At 44.0% G+C, this 24,253-nt stretch carries 15 protein-coding genes and 2 pseudogenes; 7 read left to right on the top strand and 10 right to left on the bottom strand.

Annotation, left to right across the window (positions count from 1 at the left end; genetic code table 11):
* Positions 1-4 precede the first annotated feature (4 nt).
* From NSTCB13_RS17420 to NSTCB13_RS17435, 4 genes are all read left to right on the top strand, one after another.
* A complete protein-coding gene (locus NSTCB13_RS17420; RefSeq protein ID WP_448273288.1) occupies positions 5-268 on the top strand; it encodes a hypothetical protein in 264 nt (87 codons plus the stop codon).
* Positions 192-2,732: a TIGR03936 family radical SAM-associated protein gene (locus tag NSTCB13_RS17425; RefSeq protein WP_448273289.1), complete on the top strand. Its 2,541-nt coding sequence runs from the start codon at positions 192-194 to the stop codon at positions 2,730-2,732. Before NSTCB13_RS17420 ends, NSTCB13_RS17425 begins: the two co-directional genes overlap by 77 nt.
* A 934-nt stretch (positions 2,733-3,666) precedes the next feature.
* Positions 3,667-5,811 (top strand): Rne/Rng family ribonuclease, encoded by a 2,145-nt coding sequence (locus tag NSTCB13_RS17430; protein ID WP_448273291.1) that lies wholly within the window; start codon positions 3,667-3,669, stop codon positions 5,809-5,811.
* Between the two features lie 8 nt (positions 5,812-5,819).
* The gene (locus NSTCB13_RS17435) at positions 5,820-6,476 is read left to right on the top strand and encodes a ribonuclease HII (protein WP_448273293.1); all 657 of its coding nucleotides are present in this window, start codon (positions 5,820-5,822) and stop codon (positions 6,474-6,476) included.
* 167 nt (positions 6,477-6,643) lie between these two features.
* On the opposite strand, the gene NSTCB13_RS17440 is transcribed toward NSTCB13_RS17435, so the two are convergent.
* Positions 6,644-7,231: a DUF1997 domain-containing protein gene (locus NSTCB13_RS17440; protein WP_445631492.1), complete on the bottom strand. Its 588-nt coding sequence runs from the start codon at positions 7,229-7,231 to the stop codon at positions 6,644-6,646.
* Between the two features lie 462 nt (positions 7,232-7,693).
* On the opposite strand from NSTCB13_RS17440, the gene pheA reads away from it, so the two are divergent.
* Complete coding sequence (gene pheA, locus NSTCB13_RS17445; RefSeq protein WP_445631491.1) at positions 7,694-8,569, top strand: prephenate dehydratase; 876 nt, start codon at positions 7,694-7,696, stop codon at positions 8,567-8,569.
* Positions 8,570-8,722: 153 nt separating this feature from the next.
* Here pheA and NSTCB13_RS17450 read toward each other — a convergent pair whose 3' ends face one another.
* The 9 genes and pseudogenes from NSTCB13_RS17450 to NSTCB13_RS17490 all read right to left on the bottom strand — a co-directional run bounded on the left by NSTCB13_RS17450 (position 8,723) and on the right by NSTCB13_RS17490 (position 18,436).
* On the bottom strand, positions 8,723-9,364 hold the full coding sequence (locus tag NSTCB13_RS17450; RefSeq protein WP_448273295.1) for an LON peptidase substrate-binding domain-containing protein: 642 nt from the start codon (positions 9,362-9,364) through the stop codon (positions 8,723-8,725).
* Positions 9,365-9,576: 212 nt separating this feature from the next.
* Positions 9,577-9,894 (bottom strand): 30S ribosomal protein S10, encoded by a 318-nt coding sequence (gene rpsJ / locus NSTCB13_RS17455; protein WP_445631490.1) that lies wholly within the window; start codon positions 9,892-9,894, stop codon positions 9,577-9,579.
* A 183-nt stretch (positions 9,895-10,077) separates the two neighbouring features.
* Positions 10,078-11,308, bottom strand: a pseudogene (gene tuf, locus NSTCB13_RS17460) (elongation factor Tu).
* A gap of 23 nt (positions 11,309-11,331) precedes the next feature.
* Positions 11,332-13,410, bottom strand: coding sequence for an elongation factor G (gene fusA, locus NSTCB13_RS17465; protein WP_445631488.1), 2,079 nt, complete (start codon positions 13,408-13,410; stop codon positions 11,332-11,334).
* A gap of 137 nt (positions 13,411-13,547) precedes the next feature.
* Positions 13,548-14,018 (bottom strand): 30S ribosomal protein S7, encoded by a 471-nt coding sequence (gene rpsG / locus NSTCB13_RS17470; RefSeq protein WP_069070112.1) that lies wholly within the window; start codon positions 14,016-14,018, stop codon positions 13,548-13,550.
* Positions 14,019-14,598: 580 nt separating this feature from the next.
* A complete protein-coding gene (rpsL, locus tag NSTCB13_RS17475; protein ID WP_012410236.1) occupies positions 14,599-14,982 on the bottom strand; it encodes a 30S ribosomal protein S12 in 384 nt (127 codons plus the stop codon).
* A gap of 123 nt (positions 14,983-15,105) precedes the next feature.
* Complete coding sequence (locus NSTCB13_RS17480) at positions 15,106-15,429, bottom strand: HesB/IscA family protein (protein WP_448273296.1); 324 nt, start codon at positions 15,427-15,429, stop codon at positions 15,106-15,108.
* Between the two features lie 257 nt (positions 15,430-15,686).
* Positions 15,687-16,106 carry a cupin domain-containing protein gene (locus NSTCB13_RS17485; RefSeq protein WP_104907515.1) on the bottom strand — a complete coding sequence of 140 codons (420 nt, stop codon included), beginning with the start codon at positions 16,104-16,106 and terminating at the stop codon, positions 15,687-15,689.
* 254 nt (positions 16,107-16,360) lie between these two features.
* Positions 16,361-18,436 (bottom strand): phosphodiester glycosidase family protein, encoded by a 2,076-nt coding sequence (locus NSTCB13_RS17490; RefSeq protein WP_448273297.1) that lies wholly within the window; start codon positions 18,434-18,436, stop codon positions 16,361-16,363.
* Between the two features lie 1,008 nt (positions 18,437-19,444).
* On the opposite strand from NSTCB13_RS17490, the pseudogene NSTCB13_RS17495 reads away from it, so the two are divergent.
* A pseudogene (locus tag NSTCB13_RS17495) lies at positions 19,445-23,060 on the top strand (glutamate synthase-related protein); the annotation flags it as partial.
* Positions 23,046-24,110, top strand: a complete 1,065-nt coding sequence (locus NSTCB13_RS17500) for a GltB/FmdC/FwdC-like GXGXG domain-containing protein (protein WP_448274175.1) — start codon at positions 23,046-23,048, stop codon at positions 24,108-24,110. The pseudogene NSTCB13_RS17495 and the gene NSTCB13_RS17500, both read left to right, overlap by 15 nt.
* Positions 24,111-24,253 lie beyond the last annotated feature (143 nt).

Raw genomic sequence — 24,253 nt, forward strand, 5'->3', positions numbered from 1 at the left:
CACAGTGGTTGTTGCAGTTGAAAAATTAATAACGTCGGATATTTTAAAACCAGCACGTTACTTAGGTAACGAGCTGTTAGCGGTACACAAAGATTGGGGTACGACAGCAATACGTTGGGTTTTAACCTACCCAGAAGTATATGAAGTCGGTGCATCTAATTTAGGGCACATCATCCTTTATAACATCTTGAATGCCCAACCGCGTCAATTGTGCGATCGCGCCTACCTCCCAGGAAAAGACCCTGGCAGCCAAACTACGCGAAACTAATACGCCATTGTTTGCGGTAGAGTCAAAGCGATCGCTGACAGAATTCGACATTTTAGGCTTTAGCCTCAGTTACGAGCTGGGTGCAACTAATATCCTCGAAATGTTGGATTTGGCTGGAATTCCCTTGACATGGCAAGAAAGGCAGGGAAGCAGAGGAGCAGAGGGGCAGGGAGTCAGGGAATCTATCGATACCCAGTCATACTTTCCGTTGATTTTTGCTGGTGGGCAAACAGCGACATCAAATCCTGAGCCTTATGCTGACTTCTTCGACTTTATCGCCCTTGGAGATGGAGAAGAACTGCTGCCAGAAATTGGTTTGGTGTTAGAAGAAGGCAAACAAGCAGGATTAAGTCGGGAACAGCTGTTACTGGATTTGGCACAGATACCAGGTGTATATGTGCCTCAGTTTTACGATATGGCAGAGGATGGCTCAGTTCACCCTCTTCGTCCAGATGTGCCGAAGCGAATTCTGCGACGGGTTGCAACTCCCATACCAGCATATTCCATTGGGTTAGTTCCTTATGTAGAAACGGTGCATGACCGTTTGACCATTGAGATTCGGCGTGGTTGCACTCGTGGCTGTCGCTTCTGTCAACCAGGAATGCTGACTCGACCAGCACGGGATGTAGAACCCGATAAGGTTGTAGAAGCAATTGAACAGGGTATGCGGGCAACTGGTTACAATGAGTTTTCCCTCCTATCTTTGAGTTGTTCTGATTATTTGTCCCTACCAGCAGTGGGGATGGAAATCAAAAATCGCTTAAAAAATGAAAATATTTCTCTGACTCTACCAAGCCAACGGGTAGACAGATTTGATGAAAATATTGCCAATATCCTGGGAGGTACGCGCCAAGGTGGACTGACTTTTGCTCCAGAAGCTGGTACTCAGCGGATGCGAGACATTGTGAATAAGGGGTTGACGAATGAAGAATTGTTGCGGGGAGTAAAAACCGCTTGGGAGCAAGGCTGGGATAAAATCAAGTTGTATTTTATGATTGGCTTGCCAGGTGAAACCGATGCTGACGTTGTGGGCATTGCGGAAACGGTAAGCTGGCTACAGCGAGAATGTCGGGGTAAGGGCAGAAAACCCCTGAACTTTAACCTGACAATTTCTAACTTTACGCCCAAGCCCCATACACCATTCCAGTGGCACTCAGTTTCTACCGCTGAATTTAAGCGAAAACAAAACCTGTTGCGGCAAGAATTCCGCCGAATCAAGGCAGTGAAGGTAAATTTTACCGATGTCCGCATTTCGGCAATGGAAGATTTTGTGGGACGAGGCGATCGCAACTTGAGCAAAGTAGTCCGCCTGGCGTGGGAATTGGGTGCAGGTATGGATTCCTGGTATGAAAATTTAGATCGAGCTTTTAGCGCTTGGGGATCTGCGATCGCCCAAGCTGATTTAGATTGGAAATACCGCCAAGTAGAAAATGGCGAATGGAATTTGTTTCACGCAGAGGCGCCCAGGAGCACAGAAGATGAAGAAAATACCCAACTCCTAACTCCTAACTCCTCACTCTCTAGTACAGACGCCATTAATCGCGTCTCTTCCCACTCCCTCGATATTCCCCTACCTTGGGATCATATTGATACCGGGATTGACAAAAAGTGGCTCCAAGAAGACTTGCAACGCGCTCTAGAAGCTGCAATTGTACCAGACTGCTCTTTTGAAGGTTGTTCTCATTGTGGCGTCTGTGGCACTGATTTTGGGCACAACGTGGTGATTAAATCACCTGTTATCCCAAAATTTGCTGGCGAATTTGTCCCCAACACAACTAAGGCGCAAAGACTGCGAGTTTGGTTTGGGAAACAAGGTAATATGGCTTTAATAAGCCATCTTGATTTAATCCGTCTGTTTGACCGAATTGTGCGGCGATCCGGCTTACCAATTGCTTTTACTGGTGGGTTTCACCCAATGCCACGCATTTCTCTAGCAACTGCTTTGGCTCTAGGGGCTACTAGCAGCGGTGAAATTGCAGATTTTGAGTTAACTGTGCCAGTGGAAGTTGATACTTTCTTCAGAAAGTTGGCTCATGAAATGCCCACAGACATACCTATATATAATGTGGAGCAGATAGATTTAAAAGCTAGTGCCGCTACCCAACTGCTAGAGTCCGCAGAGTATTTAATTACTGTAACAGCACTAGCAGAAACAACACCCATACAATGGCAAACCTGGATTGATACAATCAAAGCAAAAGAGGAACTTTGGTACGAGCAAACAACTAAATCAGGCAAGAGCCAGTTAATAAATCTGCGCGATCGCTTATTTGAACTGGAATTAGTAGAAACCCACAATAGCATTGCAGAATCTATGTCATCTGTAATCCGTTATTTAGGTAGCTATCGCCAGGACGGTTTGCTGTTGCGTCCCGAACAAATCCTGTTTATGCTAGAGACAGTGGCTGGTGTAGAATTTCAACTCCTGCACATCCACCGCAATCGGCTAATTTTAGGGGTATAATCCCTGTAGGGCAACTTGCTAGTAGTTGTCCTAAAATGGCAGCTCACAGGAATTGATTTTTAGCAAGGTTGCGTTAGAATAGGGTGAAGAGAAATTTTCTGGCGCTGCATTGAATTAGCTGGTTCACTACCCTGGTATTCAGGGGGCGAAAGTAAAGATATTAGAGTGCAACTTCTAGGATTTTATCCTAGACAAACAAAAAGCAGATAAAAGAATGCACATCTATATAGCTACCTTGTGAATCAGTAACTAACAGCAGGCTCGGTTAGCTTCTCTAAATTCATGCTTTTTAAACAACTGCTGAATGTCTAATCCACGTAGTGCCCAAGAGCTAGTGCATTACTTTTTTAGAGTTAAAGCAACTGCTGTCGGTTCTGCTTACTTGTAGACGTTCGCGAGACGCGCAAAGCGGTGCTTGTCTTAGTTTAGAACGGCTCAAGGCAGGGTAGCAACTGTGGCTGCTGAGTATAACCCTAAGATAAATCCAGGGAATGGAAAATAGAAATAGTTTCTTTTTCTTAACGAATTCAATAGGTTACTCTCAAAGAAAACATCCTGAGTTACAATGCTCACTCAGGATTTAGAACTTCAACTCAGAACTCTCAAGATTTGAGAGTATTGCATCACAAATCAACCACGAACGGTTGATTTAATAGCTTAAACGATATGCAGCAGTTCTGGAATAATCAGCCGTAAAAACGCTCTTAAGAGCGCCAATAGCTATTTAACTTAGAAGCTCAGATTTGCGATTTTTATTATCAGTAGCGCCTTTTGAGGGTTGCGAGGACAGCGAAAGTATAATATCAAACCGAGAAAACACTGGGAATTCAAACTGATGCAAAGACGCAATTAGTTTTGAATTATTAAGTAATTAACCGGACTTGATACAACAAACCTCAAACCTATAAGTGCTGCCAATTTTTGAGGAAATTGAATGCCGAAACAAATTATCATCGCGGAGCAGCACCAAATTGCTGCGGTTTTTTCTGAAGATCAAATACAGGAACTCGTTGTTGCTACGGGTCATCATCAAATAGGTGATATCTACTTAGGAGTAGTAGAAAACGTATTACCTGGGATAGATGCGGCTTTTGTGAATATTGGCGACCCAGAGCGCAACGGTTTTATTCATGTTACCGACTTGGGACCATTGAAGCTCAAGCGTACCGCAGCGGCAATTACAGAACTACTTGCACCACAACAGAAAGTTTTGGTGCAAGTAATGAAAGAGCCAACAGGGACAAAAGGTCCCAGGCTCACGGGGAATATTACTTTACCCGGACGCTACGTAGTACTGATGCCATACGGCAGAGGCGTAAATTTATCCCGACGGATTAAAAGTGAAAGTGAGCGCAACCGCTTGCGAGCGCTGGCGATTTTGGTCAAGCCGGCGGGAATGGGTTTGCTTGTGCGTACAGAAGCAGAAGGTAAACCCGAAGAAGCGATTATGGAAGATTTGGAGTTGCTGCAAAAGCAATGGGAGGCTATCCAGCAAGAAGCCCATTCTACCCGTGCGCCAGCACTGCTCAACCGAGACGATGACTTTATCCAGCGCGTATTGCGGGATATGTACGGCGCGGATGTCAATCGGATTGTGGTAGATTCCAGTACTGGTTTGAAGCGCGTCAAACAGTACTTGCAGAATTGGAGTGGCGGTCAAACACCGCAGGGATTGTTGATTGACCATCATCGCGATCGCTCCCCAATTTTAGAGTACTTCCGCATCACTGCTGCGATTAGAGAAGCCCTGAAACCAAGGGTAGACCTACCTTCTGGCGGTTACATTATCATCGAGCCGACGGAGGCATTAACCGTAATCGATGTTAACTCAGGTTCGTTTACGCGATCGGCAACAGCTAGAGAAACAGTTTTGTGGACAAACTGCGAAGCAGCAACAGAAATTGCTCGCCAGTTGCGTCTGCGAAATATCGCTGGGGTGATCGTCGTTGATTTTATCGATATGGAATCGCGACGCGACCAACTACAAGTTCTCGAACACTTTAATAAAGCACTCAAAGCAGACAAAGCTCGTCCCCAGATTGCCCAACTTACTGAACTGGGTTTAGTAGAACTGACCCGCAAACGTCAGGGCCAAAATATTTATGAATTGTTTGGTGAAACTTGCCCCACCTGTGGCGGTTTAGGACATACCGTGCGTCTGCCTGGAGAACTCGAAAACCGATTACCGATACCTACAGAGACACCAGAGCGCGAGCGTTTTGTATCCTTGCCTCACCGAGAACCACGTCAGCCATCTGCGCGTATCCCGGAACCACGAGAAACCTATGATGGATTTGGGGAAGGATTTGACGGCGACTCGGAATTGAGCAACCTAAATCTGATCAATCATCCTAGTTATCAAGAACTTAATGATAAGCGCCGTACCCGAACTCGCCGCAGTCGAATTGGTGTCAATGGGTTAAACGGGAAAGATGAAGCTCGGATTGTTCCCAATCCCCTGGCTTTTGTTAACGAGCCAGATTTAGACCTGGATGTAGAAACAGAACTAGGAGTTGCACCAGAAATTCCCTCGCCCACCCTTGGTAAACCAGGCTGGAGTGAAAGAGTAGAGCGCACTAAAATTATCAAGGCAGAACCAGTTAAGCCAGTGGTAGAACTACCGGAGATTAGAACTGTAGAAATGAGCCTCCAAGAACAGGATATATTTGCCTTGATGGGAATATCTCCCTTAGTGAAGTTAGAGCAAGAGGTTAAAAATACCAAGTCTGTGATTATTAATGTGATTCAGCCCGGTCAAAAACCAACGACCCCAATTGAATCAACCTCAGAATCAACTATTGTCCAAAAAGCAACACCTGAAATAATCACTATTGCCCAAAAGGCAACACCTGAAATAACTGCAAGCAAAATACCGACACCAAAAGTTATTGAGCCAGAACAAAAATCTTTGCTCGAAGAGACAACTGAACCACCATCGGAGTTAACTGTGAATCCTTCGGGACGCTTGTCTGCAAAAGCTGCTGCGGCCAAAGAAATCGCAGATGAAAGTGAAGCTAATAGTAGCGCCACAGCCAGCCGTCGCCGCCGCCGTCGTTCTTCAGCGATCGAGGATAATTAATTTGCTTTATGGTAGAAACATCGCCAACGCCTTTGGAACAATCCACTTGGCTAGAATTTTCTACCTTGTCAGATATTCCAGGGTTGGTTGCAGGTGTGGATGAAGTAGGGCGAGGCGCTCTGTTTGGGCCTGTGGTGGCGGCAGCAGTAATCCTACCAGATCGCGCTTTGCCAATACTGATGGCAGCTAAAATTAAAGACAGTAAAAAGTTGTCTAGTTCTCGGAGAACTCAGCTAGCGCAGCAAATTTGTGCGCTGGCTATAGATTGGAAAATTGGGTTTGCTTCTACTGCCGAAATTGACAAGATAAATATTTTGCAAGCGACGTTGTTAGCAATGAAGCGGGCTGTGCTGAAGTTAAAGGTACAGCCTGCACTCTGCTTAATTGACGGCAATCAGTCAATCAAAGATTTGCTATTGCCGCAACAAACAATAGTTAAAGGGGACGAGCGATCGCTCGCTATTGCCTCTGCTAGTATTGTTGCTAAAATTTGGCGTGACGAATTAATAATGCGTCTAGCATTAAAATACCCTATGTACAACCTGGAGTGTAACAAGGGTTATGGTAGCCAGCGGCATTTGCTGGCTTTGCAACAATACGGGTCCTCACCCCTACATCGTCAGTCTTTTCGTCCTTGCCAAATCAAAAATCTGAGTGTTGAGTGATTGAAGAAGAATACAGAATACAGAATACAGAATAAATTAGTTTAGTAGGGGATAAGCTGTGGGAAGCAAGCTACAGACTTTCTACTAATTACAGAGTTCAATTCTGTAGCTTGCTACCCTGAAAGGGTATTCTGGCTCGTGACTCCTAAATTCTGTTTGTTAACAAATTACTCAGCATTCAGGATTGGTAATTCAGTACTATCACTGTCAAGTCCTCTATCTTTGGTTTGTGATATCACCCAGTAGCGATAATCCGTCAAAAGTTGATTCAATAACCTTTGCTTGACCGACAACAGCACGCTTTTGAGCAAACCATTACCAGTCGTTTCTAAAATCGGCTTAGGAGTAAAGGAAAATGGCGGTGGAAAATCCACCACTACTTCTAAATCAGCTTTTCCTTGCAGGCGTGTGCCAGTGCTAAACTCTTTGGGAGACAAATAGCCTTTTAAATTGAGAGCAAAGCGCTGGTTAATATACTCGAAACCTAAAATTTCACAGTTTAGCGATCGCAAATAAATTATTCCATTTGATTCTGCCCAGACTCTCATGTCTACAGTAGGTTGAATACTCAATGACATAAAAGTCAGCGGACGCATTTTCAAGCGAAATACTTCCTCAGAAAGCTGCTGAATCCGGCTATTGTCAACCAAAGCCTTAACCAGACGTTGAGGCTGACGCAAGTAGTGCTGAATGGGAATAGGCTGCTCTGGAACAGCGATTTCAACCGATTGGGAGGCAGTAAACCGGGTAGCCATGAGCTAATAAAAATATCTGTTTCTTAATTTTAATATTTTTTAACAACTTAGTTTTGATTATTAGAAAATTACAAAATTTATTGACTGTAAAAACGACTGTTGCTTATCAGCTATACTCATTAGCACAAAGTTGTTACGCTCATTCTATCTTGGTTCAAGAAATATAGATTATGATTTAAATATTGACACAAAAACAATAATGTGCTCTTTATTTTGGGTAGAAACCAATATCATTGCTTTTAAATCTTTAGAGGGATTTAGTAAAAAACTACTAGGAAATCTATCTGCCAGAAGACTGATTTTCATAACTTGTTTTCTTGGATACATATTTCCTTCTATCCCTTTAGTGCGTAAATTTTAGAGATAACAGTGTTTAGTAAGAATAAATGTTGGATATATTTGCCAAACCAAAATATCATAATCTTTGTTTAGGCATTAGACTCGCAACTCAAGGCTAAAAGTATGACTTTATCGATCGCACATTTAGGGCCTCCCGGCACTTACACAGAACAAGCAGCTGTTTTTTATGTCAACTGGCTAACTAAAAGTACGGGAGTTGAAGCTAGGTTATGTCCCTATCCCACCATTTCCCAATCACTGCACGCCGTTGCTGATGGTCAAACCCACCTGGCTGTTGTGCCAGCAGAAAATTCTATTGAAGGGAGTGTTACAACAACACTGGATACACTTTGGCAGTTAGACAGTTTGCGAATTCAGTTGGCTTTGATATTACCCATTGTCCATACGTTAATTTCTTGCGCGTCTAGCTTAGATATAATTAAAACTGTTTACTCTCACCCGCAAGCTTTGGCACAATGTCAGGGATGGTTAGAGCGGTTTCTCCCGACTGTACAGATTATTCCCAGCAATTCTACAACCGAAGCACTACAGCGATTGGAGCAAGAGACAACAACAGCAGCGATCGCTTCTAGTAGAGCAGCTCAACTCTACAACCTGCCGATACTTGCTAGTGGTATCAACGACAATCCAGAAAACTTTACTCGTTTTTGGGTAGTAAGTCACGGTGAAGTGGAGGCTGGATATCAGGTAAGAAAAGCGCCTGCTAGTCACACATCACTGGCTTTTAGTATGCCTGCTAACACACCCGGAGCATTGGTCAAACCTTTGCAAATATTTGCTCAACTAGGGATTAACCTCAGCCGAATTGAATCTCGTCCGACGAAGCGATCGCTAGGCGAATACTTGTTTTTCATAGATTTAGAAGCAGATGCCAAAGAAGCACAAATGCAATCTGCTTTAGCAGAATTAACTACCCACACAGAGATTTTAAAAATTCTTGGCGCTTACAATGTTTTACCGATCGCCGCCATTACTTAAAAAGTTAGAAGTTCTTTTTTAAGAGTTATTATTTAGGATTTACCAGTTATCAGCTAGTAAATATAAATTATAAGTAGTCGAGCTTTTATTTTTGTTTTTCTTCCTAACTCCTCACTGTACAGACGCGATTAATCGCGTCTCTACTCCTCACTTTTAACTAAATGTATCTTTGAGAACAGCGCGAGCTGCCAAGTGATTCCGAGTAGAAGTTAAAATTTCTGCTTCCCGCTCTAGACGAGTTACAGTATCTTGCATTTCTAACAATAATTGCTGCTCTGCGGCGACACCATAAAGATTACTGGCTACCCAATAAGATAACTCTGTTGGTAGATCGGGCAAATCTTCCGGCAATTCAATATTTTGTTCGGTTAATTTGGCTGACAGACGCACCACATCTCGCAGTAGTTGTTCTACTTCAGTTGATAAAGGCCGCAAATCTTTAGTCGGTGGTTGGTCTTCAATCCATTCAACTAAGCCAACGCGATATGGCTTTTCACGAACATACTCTAAGACACGAAATCTTTGCTGCCCTAAAGTCATCATCTTGATCCGATCGTCTGGCAGCCTTTGGTGATGAATGATTTCGGCACAGCAGCCAGTGTTTGCAATTGTACCTTTGACTGGATCGAACATCAAAACACCGAACCTGCGATCGCTCTCCAAAATCGTGTTCATCATGATTCGGTAGCGAAATTCAAAGATGTGCAGGGGTAATGGTCTGGTAGGAAACAGAACTACTTCGGGTAACGGGAACAGAGGTAGTTCGCGAACTGCAATTTTAGAAGATGATGTCATTGTTACTTTGGTATAAACTTAATCTTTAAAATTTCTTTTTCTCTGCTTTTCCCGTACTTTATCTACATTCTATCATTTGTTTCCTAGCTAAATAAAAGCCCTGAGATATATTTCTTCAGGGCTGTGTAAATATTCATACTAATGTAATTTGTCTTTTGTCCTTTGTCCTTTGTCATTAGTAAAGGACAAATGACCAATGACTAATGACTAAATTAAAGTTTGACTTCAATATCTACACCCGATGGTAGATCCAATTTCATCAGGGCATCAATAGTCTTAGAAGAAGGCTGGTAAATGTCTATAATCCGGCGATGAGTACGGGTTTCAAAGTGCTCTCGTGAATCTTTATCTACGTGAGGCGATCGCAGCACACAATAGATCCGGCGTTTTGTTGGTAAAGGAATTGGGCCTATGGCTGTAGCGTTGGTGCGGTTAGCGGTGTCTACAATCTTCTCGCAAGATGTATCTAATAAGCCCCTGTCAAAGGCTTGTAAGCGAATTCTAATCTTCTGCTGCTGTAGAGTTGCCATCTTTAATTTTCCAGGTTCTGCGTAATTAGGGGAGTATTTACAGGTTAAAGGTTACAGGGTAAAGGTTACAGAAAACTATTACCTGTCCCCTGTAACCTATTACCTTATTTATAGAGGGAAGAGAAAGGAGCAGAGAGGCAAAATATATACCATCTCTGCTCCTTTGTTATGAGCAAAAAGGTGCTACTTGATAATTTTGGAGACGACACCTGCACCGATGGTGCGACCACCTTCGCGGATAGCGAAGCGCATTCCTTGTTCAATCGCGATCGCGTTGATCAATTCTACTGTCATTTTGATGCGATCGCCTGGCATCACCATTTCTACTTCTTTGCCTTCATCGGAGGTATAGGCTTTGATAGTACCAGTTACATCGGTTGTCCGCACGTAGAACTGGGGACGGTAGCCAGCGAAAAATGGAGTCTTACGACCACCTTCTTTTTCTGTAAGGACGTACACTTCACCTTCAAATTCATTATGAGGTTTAATTGAACCTGGTTTGGCAATTACCATACCCCGTTCAATATCAGTCTTCTGAATACCCCGGAGTAGTACGCCAGCGTTATCTCCAGCCATACCTTGCTCAAGACTCTTCTTGAACATTTCAATCCCAGTTACGGTAGTAGCGCGAGTATCTCTGATACCTACTAGTTCAACGTTATCGCCTACTTTGACTACACCGCGTTCAATCCGACCAGTGGCTACAGTACCACGACCTGTGATTGAGAACACGTCTTCTACAGCCATCAGGAAGGGTTTATCAACATCCCGCTCTGGTGTGGGGATGTAAGAATCTACAGCATCCATCAGTTCATAGATTTTGTCTACCCAAGGATTTTCACCGCGTTGGGGTCTTGGGATTCTTGGTCATTGCTTCTAGAGCTTGCAGACCAGAGCCTTTGATAATAGGGATATCATCGCCAGGGAAATCATAGCTGCTTAACAGTTCTCTCAGTTCTAATTCCACTAGTTCCAAGAGTTCTGGATCGTCCATCAAGTCTTCTTTGTTCAAGAAGACTACCAGACTGGGAACGCCAACCTGTTTTGCCAACAGAATGTGTTCGCGGGTTTGAGGCATAGGACCATCGGTAGCAGCAACTACAAGGATACCTCCGTCCATCTGTGCAGCACCAGTGATCATGTTCTTCACATAGTCAGCGTGTCCTGGACAGTCTACGTGAGCATAGTGTCGATTTGCAGTTTCATACTCTACGTGAGCGGTATTGATGGTAATACCCCGTGCCTTTTCTTCTGGGGCATTATCAATTTGGTCGTAGCCTTTAGCTACAGCCTGACCCATAGCTGCTAAGGTCATGGTGATGGCTGCTGTCAAGGTAGTTTTACCGTGGTCAACGTGGCCAACTGTACCGATATTGATGTGGGGTTTATTCCTTTCAAACTTTGCGCGTGCCATGAATACTCATTTCCTTATTTTAACTAAGCGTTCCCTTTGCTTTTTGCAATGATAGTTTCAGCTACGCTGCGAGGCACTTCTTCGTAGTGGCTGAACTCCATCGTGAAGATACCCCGACCTTGCGTTTTTGACCGGATATCAGTGGCGTAGCCAAACATGGTCGCCAGCGGAACTTTGGATGCGACCTTAGCAAGTCCCTGTTCGGTGCTTTGGCTTTCAATCTGCCCTCGGCGAGCAATGAGGTCGCCAATGACGTTCCCGATATAGTCTTCAGGAACTTCAACCTCAACTTTCATCATAGGCTCTAAGAGGACGGGTGAAGCTTTCAGCACAGCTTCTTTCATCGCCATTGAACCAGCGATTTTAAAAGCCATTTCCGAAGAGTCTACATCGTGGTATGACCCATCAATTAGCGTTGCTTTAACGTCAATCAATGGATATCCAGCTAGAACACCTGATTCACAGCTTTCTTTCATTCCTTGTTCTGCGGGGCCAACGTACTCTTTCGGTACTGAACCGCCGACAATTTTGGAGACGAATTCAAAGCCAGTACCAGGGTCTCCAGGCTCCAAATTGATCACAACGTGACCGTATTGACCTTTACCACCACTTTGGCGGATAAATTTACCTTCAATTCTGCTCACAGCTTTCCGAATTGTTTCTCGGTAAGCTACTTGCGGTGCACCTACATTCGCTTCCACCTTGAATTCTCGTAACATCCGGTCTACTAGAATTTCTAGGTGTAGCTCTCCCATCCCCGCGATTACGGTTTGGTTTGTTTCCGGATCGACACGGACACGGAAGGTGGGGTCTTCTTCTGAGAGAGATTGCAGAGCCTTGGACAGCTTGTCCATGTCGTTTTTGGTTTTGGGTTCAACCGCTACCGAGATTACAGGCTCAGGAATGAATAGGGATTCCAGAATTACCGGCGCTCCCTCATCACAGAGCGTGTCACCTGTCAAGGTGTCTTTCAATCCCAAAGCTGCTCCCAAATCACCCGCTCGCAGTTCATCGACATCTTGCCGTTCATCTGCCTTCATTAGAACTAAGCGGGAAATCCGTTCTTTTTTATTCTTACTAGCGTTGAGAACGTAGCTGCCCTTTTTCAGGACACCAGAATAAACACGAACAAATGTCAGGCGACCATAAGGGTCAGCCATAATCTTGAATGCCAGAGCGGCTAGGGGTTCGTTGTCATCAGCCCGCCGCTCAACAGTATCGCCATTCGGCAGTAAGCCTTGAATTGGTGGTACTTCACTTGGTGCTGGCAGGTAATCGACAACGGCATCCAGCATCAACTGTACGCCTTTATTTTTGAATGCCGAGCCGCATAGTACTGGTACAATTGTCCCGGCGATTGTGCCTGTACGCAGAGCAGTCCGAAGTTCCTGTTCTGTAAGTTCTTCGCCCTCGAAGTACTTAGTCATCAGAGCATCATCAGTTTCTGCCGCAGCTTCTATTAGCTTGGTGCGATATTCGTCTACCTGCGCTTGCAACGCTTCCGGGATATCAGTTTCCTGGATATCAGTTCCTTGATCGTTTGCGTAAATATACGCACGCATCCGGACAAGGTCAACGATACCTTGGAAGTCATTTTCACTACCGATTGGTAGTTGAATGGCGATCGCATTTGCCCGCAGGCGATCGCGGATTTGGTCGTGAACTTTATAAAAGTTCGCTCCCGTGCGATCCATCTTGTTGATAAAGACTATCCGAGGAACTTTGTAGCGTTCTGCTTGCCGCCACACTGTCTCAGACTGCGGTTGCACGCCACCCACAGAACAAAATACTGCGATCACACCATCCAACACGCGCATGGAACGCTCAACTTCAATTGTGAAGTCTACGTGACCCGGAGTATCGATAATGTTAATTTGATGATCTTTCCAACTGGTACTGATCGCAGCGGCAGTAATGGTGATTCCCCGTTCCCGCTCCTGCTCCATCCAGTCTGTGACGGCAGTTCCTTCATGAACTTCGCCAATTTTATGAATTATCCCAGAGTAAAATAATATTCTCTCTGTTGTTGTTGTTTTGCCCGCATCTATATGCGCCGCAATACCAATGTTGCGTACTTTCTCTAGCGGGATCGTGCGTGCCACAGCTACCTCCTATAGTTTTTGCCTCATGATATCTTGTATATTACTCTTTGTTAAGATTCTATACTTTTACGGAAAACCGTCTTTTTGTGTAAATCTACGATATACCGCTTCGGCAAAGCGATATATCGCTTTTTTACTTAATAACGATAGTGTGCGAATGCTTTGTTAGCTTCCGCCATCCGGTGCGTTTCTTCGCGTTTGCGAATGGCATTGCCAGTTTCGTTGGCAGCATCCATTAACTCATTTGCCAATTTGCTGGCCATTGTCCGGCCTGGCCTGGAGCGAGAATATTGCACTAACCAACGCAGTGCTAAAGTAGTGCCCCGTTCTGTACGCACTTCCATTGGTACTTGGTAGGTTGCTCCACCAACTCGCCGAGCCTTTACTTCTACTAAAGGCGTGGCATTTCGCACTGCTCTTTCAAAGGTTTCTAAGGCACCAGCACCAGTGCGTTCTTCAATAGTTTTTAATGCATCATAAACAATGCGTGCGGCAAGTGATTTTTTGCCATGACGCATGATCCGTCTGATAATCATGCTCACAAGGCGACTGTTATATACGGAGTCAGACGGAACTGGGCGCCTTTGAATAACACCACGACGAGACATACTTCACCTTTAATTCGGAATTGGCAACGAAATTATATGCTATCAGACACCGGAAACTAAAAGCGGTACAACCCAACCCTCAGACTTCCTCAGTTTTTTCGACCGTTACAGCAAGTCTGACTTATTTACTGCCAATTTTGGATTTTGGATTTTGGATTTTGGATTAAAAGTTTTTGGTATCTATTCCGATCCCAAGGATCTGAAAAAATCAAAAGTCTGTAAGCCTAATTCCCTGCTGGGTTCGACCAATCCAAAAGACGCTCGATAACTCACTAATGCTACGCTATCGCAAATCTAAAATCAAAAATTGTTTGACTTACTATCTGCAACGAAATACTCAAGGCGACAAGATTATAAACTTTAATGTTCAGATGAGAAATTCGCTGTGGGTTACAGCATTTTCTTCCTCAGAACTTCTACACTTGCTCGCTTAGTGTAGATGTAGTTTGCTTGATTTTTGGAAACAGACTTTAGTAGCCTTGATCGCAACTCCTAGAACAAAGACGGCGCTCCTTCTTTTGCCCTTGGGCGCTTTTAAGATAGACGATTAATCGTCTTGGATGCGATTAATCGCCTAATCCTATTTTTTCGCTTCTTTAGGACGCTTGGTTCCATACTTGGAACGGCCTTGCTTGCGGTCTTTGACTCCGGCTGTATCTAGGGTGCCACGGATAATGTGGTATCTCACGCCTGGTAGATCCTTAACCCGACCGCCACGAATCATCACAACTGAGTGCTCTTGTAAGTTGTGACCAATGCCTGGAATGTAAGCTGTGACTTCAAATCCAGAGGTAAGTCTGACTCTTGCTACTTTGCGTAGGGCTGAGTTAGGCTTTTTTGGTGTGGTCGTGTATACTCTGGTACAAACTCCCCGACGTTGGGGACATTGTTTCAGAGCCGGGGACTTGGTTTTCTGACGCGCTTGTTCGCGCTCATTTCGTATTAGCTGCTGTATTGTTGGCATGAGTTACAGCGCGTAAAGCTGCTTATGGTCTAAGTTTTAACAAATCCTGATTATATCTTTTTTTACGGCTTTATGTCAATTGTTATTTGTCTTTTGTCATTTGTCCTTTGTGAGAACCAATGACTAATGACTAAAGGAGAAGGAATTGCCACAGCCACAGGTAGCGATCGCCTGGGGATTGTGGAAGCGAAAACCACCACCCATTAAGTCTTCTGAATAATCAACTCTCAAACCGTTGAGGTAATTTAAGCTTGTGGCATCGATGACGACTTGAATCTCATCCAAGTTGAAAACCCGATCGCCAACTTTTATTGTTTCATCGAAGGACATATCATAAAAGAATCCAGAACAACCACCTGGTTTTACTGCCAATCGAAACAAGACATTTGGCTGCTTGGACTTTATTCGCCCAATCTCACTTACGGCTGCTTGACTCAGATGAATCATGGAACTCGTTTTTTGCAGTTGAATACCCCATCTTCCATTTTACAGATAGGTTGACCCTTGCTTGTGCAAAAAAATTCCAAATCACCAAAGGCATGAGCGCGATCGCTATTACTACATTTATAACACTAACATGCTTCAGTCCCCACCTAGTCAAGGTAGGGACTTCTGGGGTGTAGTAGTTCGTTCACAAAGACGGTTTACACAAACAAAAATGTATTCAGCTTTGGGATTAGAGCATTAATAGCGTTCTTTTGGTTTTAATCTTTGGTACGGGCATAGTCATCTTGGTAGCGAATAATATCATCTTCTCCCAAGTATTCGCCATTTTGGACTTCAATCAATACCAACGGAATCACGCCAGGATTCTCTAAACGATGAGATGTACATTGGGGTACATATGTTGACTCATTATTGCTCAGTAGTACTTCTTTCTCACCACAAACTACTCTAGCTGTACCAGAGACGACAATCCAATGTTCGCTGCGGTGATGGTGCATTTGTAGACTGAGGCGGTGTCCAGGCTTAACTTCGATGCGCTTAATTTTGTATCCGCGCCCTTCTTCTAAAACTGTAAAAGCACCCCAAGGACGTAATTCTGTTGCAGCAACGCCCCTGGAAGTTATGTTTGGAGGGAGGTGTAGAGTTTCAGTCTGTGTAGTTTCTTGATATCGAGCCATAGTTACCTCATTTGAAGACATAACAAACCGTTGGTACTCTTAATTATTGATAAAAAAATTTGGCGCTATCTTGCAACCTTGGAAATCAGCAATTTTGTCGCACTTTGATAAACATAGCAAAATCAAACCTGATGGTGTAAACCATTACTACTAAAATTCTGATGTCTACACCAAGTCTTCATCAAGCAAAATGATAGGTTGTTCTAAACTTTAAAAAGTGACTGGGATTGAGGATTAAGTTTTTCCCTATTACCTCATTTTCGTGGTTGCAGGAAAATACCAATTCCGTTGTGAACACGAGCAGCGGTACTGGGCGATCGATCGAGTAGTTGCCCTCCTAAATAAAGGCTGGTAGAGCTACCGCCATCTAAATTTAAAGCATCTACACAGCCCATCTGTTGCATCAATTGAGCATGTTCTGCCAAATTAGGCCCATAACCGCCGACACGATTATGTGTGGCAGTAATCATTAATGTCCCTGTTGCCGTTGTGCAAATACCGCTGCGAATAGCCTTTTCGGCAATAAAGGCGTTGCTGAATTTTTCACCTTTGGCATCAAGGACAATTTGACGATTTTGGACTAATAGCGGTCCCGCTCCGATAATGTGGGGATAACGACTAAAATCAACTGGAGTAGTGGCGCTGGAAATACTTACTGCGCTTCCAATAGGTAGCCCAGAGGCAGCGCTAGCAGCGTTAGCGCGTAAAGTTAGTAGGTAGCCATCCTGGGGAATGGGAATCGGCGTCTCACCAACTTTGCCGCCTGGTAACTGATTAGTAATTTGGTTTTTTTGTACCACTAAGATAATTTCGTTATCCGTCAACGGCGTGTAAGTCGATCCCCAAGCTGGGGTGTAACGAGCAATGCCACTTTGAATGTAACCACTATTGAGAAACAGAATTGGTAGGCGCTGGTCATTTGCCGTAATTAAAGTTTCTTCCAAGGTGAGACGACCGAAGTAAAATTGACCTGAATCATTCCAAGCGATCGCACCTCGGTTAAGAATCGGGCCTGATAACCACTGATTATCCCGACGAATCGCACCCAATGGCAATCTGTTATTACGGTTAAAATAACCACCGTTAATTCCAGCCACTGCTAAGTAACGTTGTGCTGTTTGAATTAAGGGAGCAGTACCCGCAAGTCCATCAGGACTAGCCCACATCGGTTTCAATGTTAGCCCAAATTTGCGGGGATTAACTTCTAGCCAGACCACCGGAAAGCGTTCTGTGCCTAAGTTGACATAATGCTGTCGCCAGCGCAATCCTGGGGCCCAAGTAATATCTCGTTCTTCTAAAGGATCGGGTCGAATATCGATAATCAGGCGATTGGGGTTAGCAACAGTACTAACTTGAGGTGATAAACCAAAGGGAACGCTCAGACTAATAATGGTTTGGTTTTTCACCACCTCCACTTTTTGAATCAGTGGTTCAGGGGTTGGGGCTGGTGCTGCTGGTATTGGTTGTGTTGGTGTAACTGGTAATAATTGTTTGAGCAAGTTTGGCAACAATGGTGGTGCTATTGGTGCTACTGGTGGCTGGGGAGTATAGCGTTCTATCAAAATGGGATCGGCGATTCCATCAAGAGTAATTGTCCACTTCCGATTTGGCGGTACAGTGGATTTTGGGGTTGGCGTATCTGGATCGAAAGATGGTGTTTGCGGTTTGGCGATCGCCGATCCTTGTGCAAGTTGCCAGGGAGTGGGACGATCTAAATCGACACGAATCCGAGTCTGTTGCAAAGGGGCACTCGCTTCTAGAGGTTCCTGGCTCTGAACAATATTTGTGATTTGTGTTTTTGGGGTAGCAATCACCAAAATGTTGCCATTGGTTCGGATTTCCCATCCAGATGTTTGAGCAAAATTGCTAATATCCAGATAGCGATATGCTCCTATTAGTCTGGTGGATAAAACTAGTGGCGTTGTCACGGACGAAAACCACTGTATTGGTTGCTTCGCTGAATTACTACTGCTTAAGAAATTTACTCCAATTAATTGCCTGAATGCCCCATCACTGATATTGGTTGTCACCTGGCCAGATTTTCCAGACCGTTGTAACCAAGTTCCAGGTAAAGTACGCCCATTGAGGGAAATTTGATTTCCAGAGGATGCTACACCTGTTAAAGGAGGTGCAGGTGATTGTGAGATTAACCTGGGTATAAATTTGGTAGTTTTCGGAGACTCTTGGGCGCTGGTAGCACAAGTAGTCGTTAAGCACAGTACTGTTAAAAGTATTGGTGACACTGTAGCCCAAAAAAATCTGCGATCGCCCTTGGCATTTGTAAAGCCGTCGCTAATCTCTGATTGGCAACAATTCAGCATTTTTACCATAATTTACTAGATATTTTTGAAAACTATCACCAAGGTTTAAACTAACCAATTATTTGGAAATATAAAGGAAACATGACTTTTTTTTGGAATAAATATGATAATCTATATATTGGCTAGTTATCTCTTGTAGATACACATTAATTTATTTAGACGCTAAAGCCACTGCAATCAAGTTTTTTAACTCCCACTAATTCTAACCACACTACATACGGTAGTTTTGGTTATCCAAATTGGATTAAGATATTTAATCCAAGATGAACGTTGCTACTGTTATTACTTCAGTAATGTCTAGTTAATAGTAATACATACAGCAACTGGTAAGCGGCAAAATTCTAGACAACAAAAATATTTGGGAATTGTCAAATGGGTATATATTGTAATACGCTGATTTTATTGCTGGATCGGGATAACCAAATAATTACTAATTCGTAATTAAAAGGGTACACCAGCTCAGACTCAATTTTTAATTCAATGGTTAACAAGACAATGGAGGGTAGAACCCCTCACTGATTGCAACCACGAATTAAGGTAGCGTAGCGTAAAGCCTTTAGCATAGCTTCTTTAATAAACGCAACGCGACTGCTTAGAGTGAGTTCTTGATTGTCGCGATCGATTACAAATTATCTGGGCTTTGGCTTGAAAAAATAGTGCAGCGTTCAGTTTTAGTTTTGTTTCAGGTGAGCCGAAATAGGCTCCATGAGTAGCTAGTGTGCATCTGGAAAAAAGAGATTGAAAAAATACTTAACTTCAAAATATAAAAAAGAAACTGTCAGGGCAAAAATAATGTCTTGGCGGAGGTAAATTGTCTAACACCGCATAAACACATAAAAAACACGCAATTATTTTAACACGGGAAAACTGAGAAAGTAAAACCGAAGTTAAAATTTTTTTTCCCTAAATTTCGGTGCTTATATATTTTCCATCGCTGAATTTAGAAATTTTTTCCCACAATGTAGTGGCAAAATTGGTAACTCAATACTTCAGGAACAGGGTATGAATAATAAACCGATGAATCAAGGACAGAAAATCACAGCGGATATCAACTCAAGAGATACCTATCAGGGGCAAAAGTGGTTAGTAGAGGAACGAGATGCCTGTGGTGTCGGTTTTATTGCTCATCGCCAAAATCATACCAGCCACGAAATTGTCGAAAAAGCCTTAGCTGCTTTAACCTGCTTAGAACATCGGGGAGGTTGTAGCGCCGATCGCGACTCTGGTGATGGTGCTGGAGTATTGACAGCTATCCCTTGGGAGTTGTTCCAACAAGACTTTGCCCAAAGGGGGAAGGAATTTCCATCTAGCGATCGCATAGCTGTGGGGATGATATTTCTACCACAAGACCAGCAAGTTGCACAAAAAGCTAGGGCGACTGTTGAGCAAGTAGCTGCTGAAGAGAAATTAATTGTATTGGGTTGGCGAGTAGTACCAGTGCAATCTGATTTGCTGGGGGTACAAGCAAGAGAAAATCAGCCCCAGATTGAACAAGTTTTTTTAGCTTCCGTTGATAAAAGCGGTGATGAATTAGAACGGCAGTTGTACATTACCCGCCGCCGAATTAGTAAAGCTGCAACTAACATCTCAGAAGAATTTTATATTTGTTCGTTGTCAAGTCGCACAATTGTCTATAAAGGCATGGTGCGTTCCGCTGTCTTGGGCAGTTTTTATGACGATTTAAAAAATCCAGCTTATAAAAGCGCCTTTGCTGTTTATCACCGCCGCTTTAGTACCAATACCATGCCCAAGTGGCCCCTAGCCCAACCGATGCGGCTTTTGGGTCATAACGGCGAAATCAATACCTTATTGGGTAACATCAACTGGATGATGGCACGAGAGGCTAGCCTGAATCATCCTGTATGGGGCGATCGCATCGAGGAACTCAAGCCATTAGTTCACATTGATAATAGCGACTCAGCTACCCTAGACAACGTAGTGGAATTGCTGGTTTGCTCTGGACGCAGCCCCTTGGAAGCTTTAATGATTATGGTTCCAGAAGCTTACCAAAATCAGCCTTCTTTACGTCAATCTCCAGAAATTGTTGATTTCTACGAATATTACAGTGGTTTGCAAGAAGCTTGGGACGGGCCAGCACTTTTAGTATTCAGCGATGGCAAAAAAGTTGGTGCAACACTAGATCGTAATGGTTTAAGACCAGCTCGTTACGCGATCACCAAAGATGATTACATTGTTGTAGCTTCGGAAGCTGGTGTGGTGGATTTCCCAGAAGCCGATATTGTCGAGAAAGGTAGACTTGGCCCAGGGCAAATGATTGCTGTGGATTTAGAAAATCATGAAGTGCTGAAGAATTGGGATATAAAGAGGCGCATCGCCAAGCAGCATCCTTATGGAGAATGGCTACAACAGCATCGTCAAGAATTAAAGTCATTAGTCATTAGTCATCCGTCACCAGCAAATGGCAATGGACAAATGACAAATGACCAAGCACAAGTGACAATTGACAAGCAAACCTTACTTCAGCGTCAAACTGCCTTTGGCTACACCACAGAAGATGTAGATATGGTGATTCATCCAATGGCGATCGCAGGTTCAGAACCGACTTTCTGCATGGGTGATGATATTCCCTTAGCGGTGCTGTCGCAAAAGCCCCACCTGCTTTATGACTATTTCAAACAGCGCTTTGCTCAGGTGACGAACCCAGCGATCGATCCCCTGCGAGAAAAGCTAGTGATGTCTCTAAAAGTTGAACTGGGTGAACGGGGTAACTTATTAGAACCTAAGCCAGAATATGCTCGGAGATTAAAACTCGAATCGCCAGTTTTAACTGATAGTGAATTAGAGGCAATTAAGCTGTCAGGATTTGCCACGGCTGAGTTGTCAACCCTATTTGCGATCGCCACTGGCCCTGAAGGATTGAAAGCTGCTGTGCAATCTTTACAAGCACAAGCAGCTGAGTCAGTCCGGGCAGGTGCAAAGATTTTAATATTAAGCGATCAAGCTAATGACAGTCTCAACACAGAATATACCTACATTCCTCCCCTATTAGCAGTAGGTGCGGTGCATCACCATCTGATTCGTGAGGGGTTGCGAATGAAAACATCCCTGATTGTGAATACTGCTCAATGCTGGAGTACCCATCACTTTGCTTGTCTGATTGGTTATGGTGCTGGTGCAGTTTGCCCGTACATGGCTTTAGATACGGTGCGTGATTGGTGGTCTGATCCCAAAACTCAAAAGTTAATGGGTGTGCAAAAAATTCCCACCCTCACCCTAGAACAAGCTTTAGGAAACTATCGCAAAGCAGTAGAATCAGGTTTGTTAAAAATTCTCTCCAAGATGGGAATTTCTCTGCTCTCCAGCTATCAAGCAGCCCAAATCTTTGAAGCTATTGGCATTGGTGGAGATTTAATTGAACTGGGATTCCGTGGGACGACTTCCCGCATCGGTGGTTTGAGTGTTACCGAACTTGCTGATGAAGTGCTTTCCTTCCACTGCAAAGCTTTCCCAGAACTGACGGCTAGTAAGTTACAAAACCTGGGCTTTGTGCAGTACCGTCCTGGCGGCGAGTACCACATGAATAGCCCCGAAATGGTTAAGGCGCTGCATAAGGCTCTAGATGACAAAAACTATGACCACTACGAAGTTTATAAAAAGCACCTCCAAGGCAGACCAGTAACAGCCTTGCGAGATTTACTAGACTTTCAAGGCGATCGCCCGTCGGTTCCTCTAGAAGAAGTGGAATCAGTATATGAAATAGTCAAACGCTTCTGCACAGGTGGGATGTCTTTAGGCGCTTTGTCAAGAGAAGCTCATGAAACTTTAGCGATCGCTATGAACCGCATTGGCGGTAAATCCAATTCTGGAGAAGGTGGCGAAGATCCAGTGCGCTACACAGTTTTAGATGATGTAGACGAATCTGGTTACTCGCCAACCCTACCTCATTTAAAAGGTTTACGGAATGGCGATCGAGCTTATAGTGCCATTAAGCAAGTTGCATCGGGACGCTTTGGTGTCACCCCAGAGTACTTAGTCAACGCCAAACAAATTGAAATCAAAATTGCCCAAGGTGCCAAGCCTGGTGAAGGTGGACAACTCCCAGGGCCCAAGGTGAGCCAATACATTGCAATGTTAAGGCGCTCCAAACCAGGTGTTACGCTGATTTCGCCACCACCACACCACGATATCTATTCCATTGAAGACCCTAGCACAACTGATTTTTGACCTGCACCAAATTAACCCCAAAGCAAAGGTGTCGGTGAAGCTAGTTGCAGAAGTTGGCATTGGCACGATCGCAGCTGGTGTAGCCAAAGCAAACGCTGATATTATTCAGATTTCTGGACATGATGGTGGTACAGGTGCATCGCCACTCAGTTCGATTAAACATGCTGGTTCCCCTTGGGAACTGGGTTTAAGTGAAGTGCATCGCGTCTTGATGGAAAATGGCCTGCGCGATCGCGTGATTTTACGCGTAGATGGCGGACTCAAGAGTGGTTGGGATGTGGTAATGGGTGCATTAATGGGCGGTGAAGAATTCGGTTTCGGTTCCATTGCCATGATTGCTGAAGGCTGTGTTATGGCGAGAGTTTGCCACATGAATACCTGTCCTGTGGGTGTTGCTACTCAAAAAGAAGAACTCCGCAAGCGGTTTACGGGAATGCCGGAACAAGTTGTCAACTTCTTTTACTTCATTGCGGAAGAAGTACGCAGTTTGTTAGCCCGACTTGGCTATCGTTCTTTGTCAGAAATCGTTGGACGTGCAGATTTATTAAAACTGCGCGAAGAAGTAAATCTCACCAAAACGCGATCGTTGAATCTCGACTGTTTACTTCAGCTACCAAATAGCAAAGACAATCGCAGTTGGTTGGTACATGAAGAAGTTCACAGCAACGGCGTAGTTTTGGATGACAAGTTCCTTGCCGATCCTGACATTCAAGCTGCTATTAGGGATCAGTCTACTGTCACCAAGACTTACCCAATTATCAATACTGACAGAACAGTGGGCACAAGATTAGCGGGTGCGATCGCTTCTCAATACGGTGATAGTGGCTTCGAAGGACAAATTAATCTCAACTTTACAGGTAGTGTTGGACAAAGCTTTGGTGCTTTCAACCTCCCAGGCATAATTCTGAACTTGGAAGGAGAAGCAAACGACTATGTAGGTAAAGGGATGCATGGTGGTGAAATCATCATCAAACCTCCAACAGATGCTACCTATAACGCATCACAAAACGTGATAGTTGGCAATACCTGTCTCTATGGTGCTACTGGCGGCATATTATTTGCCAACGGTCTAGCAGGAGAGCGCTTTGCTGTGAGAAACTCCAAAGGCGTAGCAGTAATTGAAGGTGCTGGAGATCACTGTTGTGAATACATGACAGGTGGTGTGATTGTCGTCCTTGGCAAAGTAGGACGAAACGTAGCTGCTGGAATGACTGGTGGACTCGCATACTTCTTGGATGAAGACGACTCATTTCGTGAGTTAGTCAACCCGGAAATTGTCAAAATACAGCGGGTGATTACCGAAGTAGGTGCAAAGCAACTGCAAGAATTAATCCAAAATCATGCAGAACGCACTGGTTCACCAAAGGCGAAGAAAATTCTGCAAAACTGGCAAGAATTTTTGCCGAAATTCTGGCAGTTAGTTCCGCCTTCTGAAGCTGATAGTCCAGAAGCTAATCCTGAAAAAACAACTGAGTTCAGTTTAGTGACTAGTCATTAGACATCGGAATTAAAAAATGAAGTAGGCACAATTCATGAATTGTGCCTAATAAGAATTTACGGCAGCGTATGCTTGATAATTTTAATTAACGTGAGTTCGATGCACAGGATTTTGACCTCACCCCCAGCCCCTCTCCCAACAGG

The organism is Nostoc sp. DSM 114160 (assembly GCF_053470305.1).

Coding starts and splice junctions, on each gene's coding strand:
- NSTCB13_RS17425 (WP_448273289.1), top strand. CDS start 192: ATGCCCAACCGCGTCAATTGTGCGATCGCGCCTACCTCCCAGGAAAAG.
- rpsJ (WP_445631490.1), bottom strand. CDS start 9,894: ATGGCAACTCTACAGCAGCAGAAGATTAGAATTCGCTTACAAGCCTTT.
- NSTCB13_RS17485 (WP_104907515.1), bottom strand. CDS start 16,106: ATGGCTCGATATCAAGAAACTACACAGACTGAAACTCTACACCTCCCT.
- NSTCB13_RS17480 (WP_448273296.1), bottom strand. CDS start 15,429: ATGATTCATCTGAGTCAAGCAGCCGTAAGTGAGATTGGGCGAATAAAG.
- NSTCB13_RS17435 (WP_448273293.1), top strand. CDS start 5,820: ATGGTAGAAACATCGCCAACGCCTTTGGAACAATCCACTTGGCTAGAA.
- NSTCB13_RS17440 (WP_445631492.1), bottom strand. CDS start 7,231: ATGGCTACCCGGTTTACTGCCTCCCAATCGGTTGAAATCGCTGTTCCA.
- NSTCB13_RS17430 (WP_448273291.1), top strand. CDS start 3,667: ATGCCGAAACAAATTATCATCGCGGAGCAGCACCAAATTGCTGCGGTT.
- rpsG (WP_069070112.1), bottom strand. CDS start 14,018: ATGTCTCGTCGTGGTGTTATTCAAAGGCGCCCAGTTCCGTCTGACTCC.
- NSTCB13_RS17490 (WP_448273297.1), bottom strand. CDS start 18,436: ATGGTAAAAATGCTGAATTGTTGCCAATCAGAGATTAGCGACGGCTTT.
- pheA (WP_445631491.1), top strand. CDS start 7,694: ATGACTTTATCGATCGCACATTTAGGGCCTCCCGGCACTTACACAGAA.
- NSTCB13_RS17500 (WP_448274175.1), top strand. CDS start 23,046: ATGCCGGAACAAGTTGTCAACTTCTTTTACTTCATTGCGGAAGAAGTA.
- NSTCB13_RS17450 (WP_448273295.1), bottom strand. CDS start 9,364: ATGACATCATCTTCTAAAATTGCAGTTCGCGAACTACCTCTGTTCCCG.
- rpsL (WP_012410236.1), bottom strand. CDS start 14,982: ATGCCAACAATACAGCAGCTAATACGAAATGAGCGCGAACAAGCGCGT.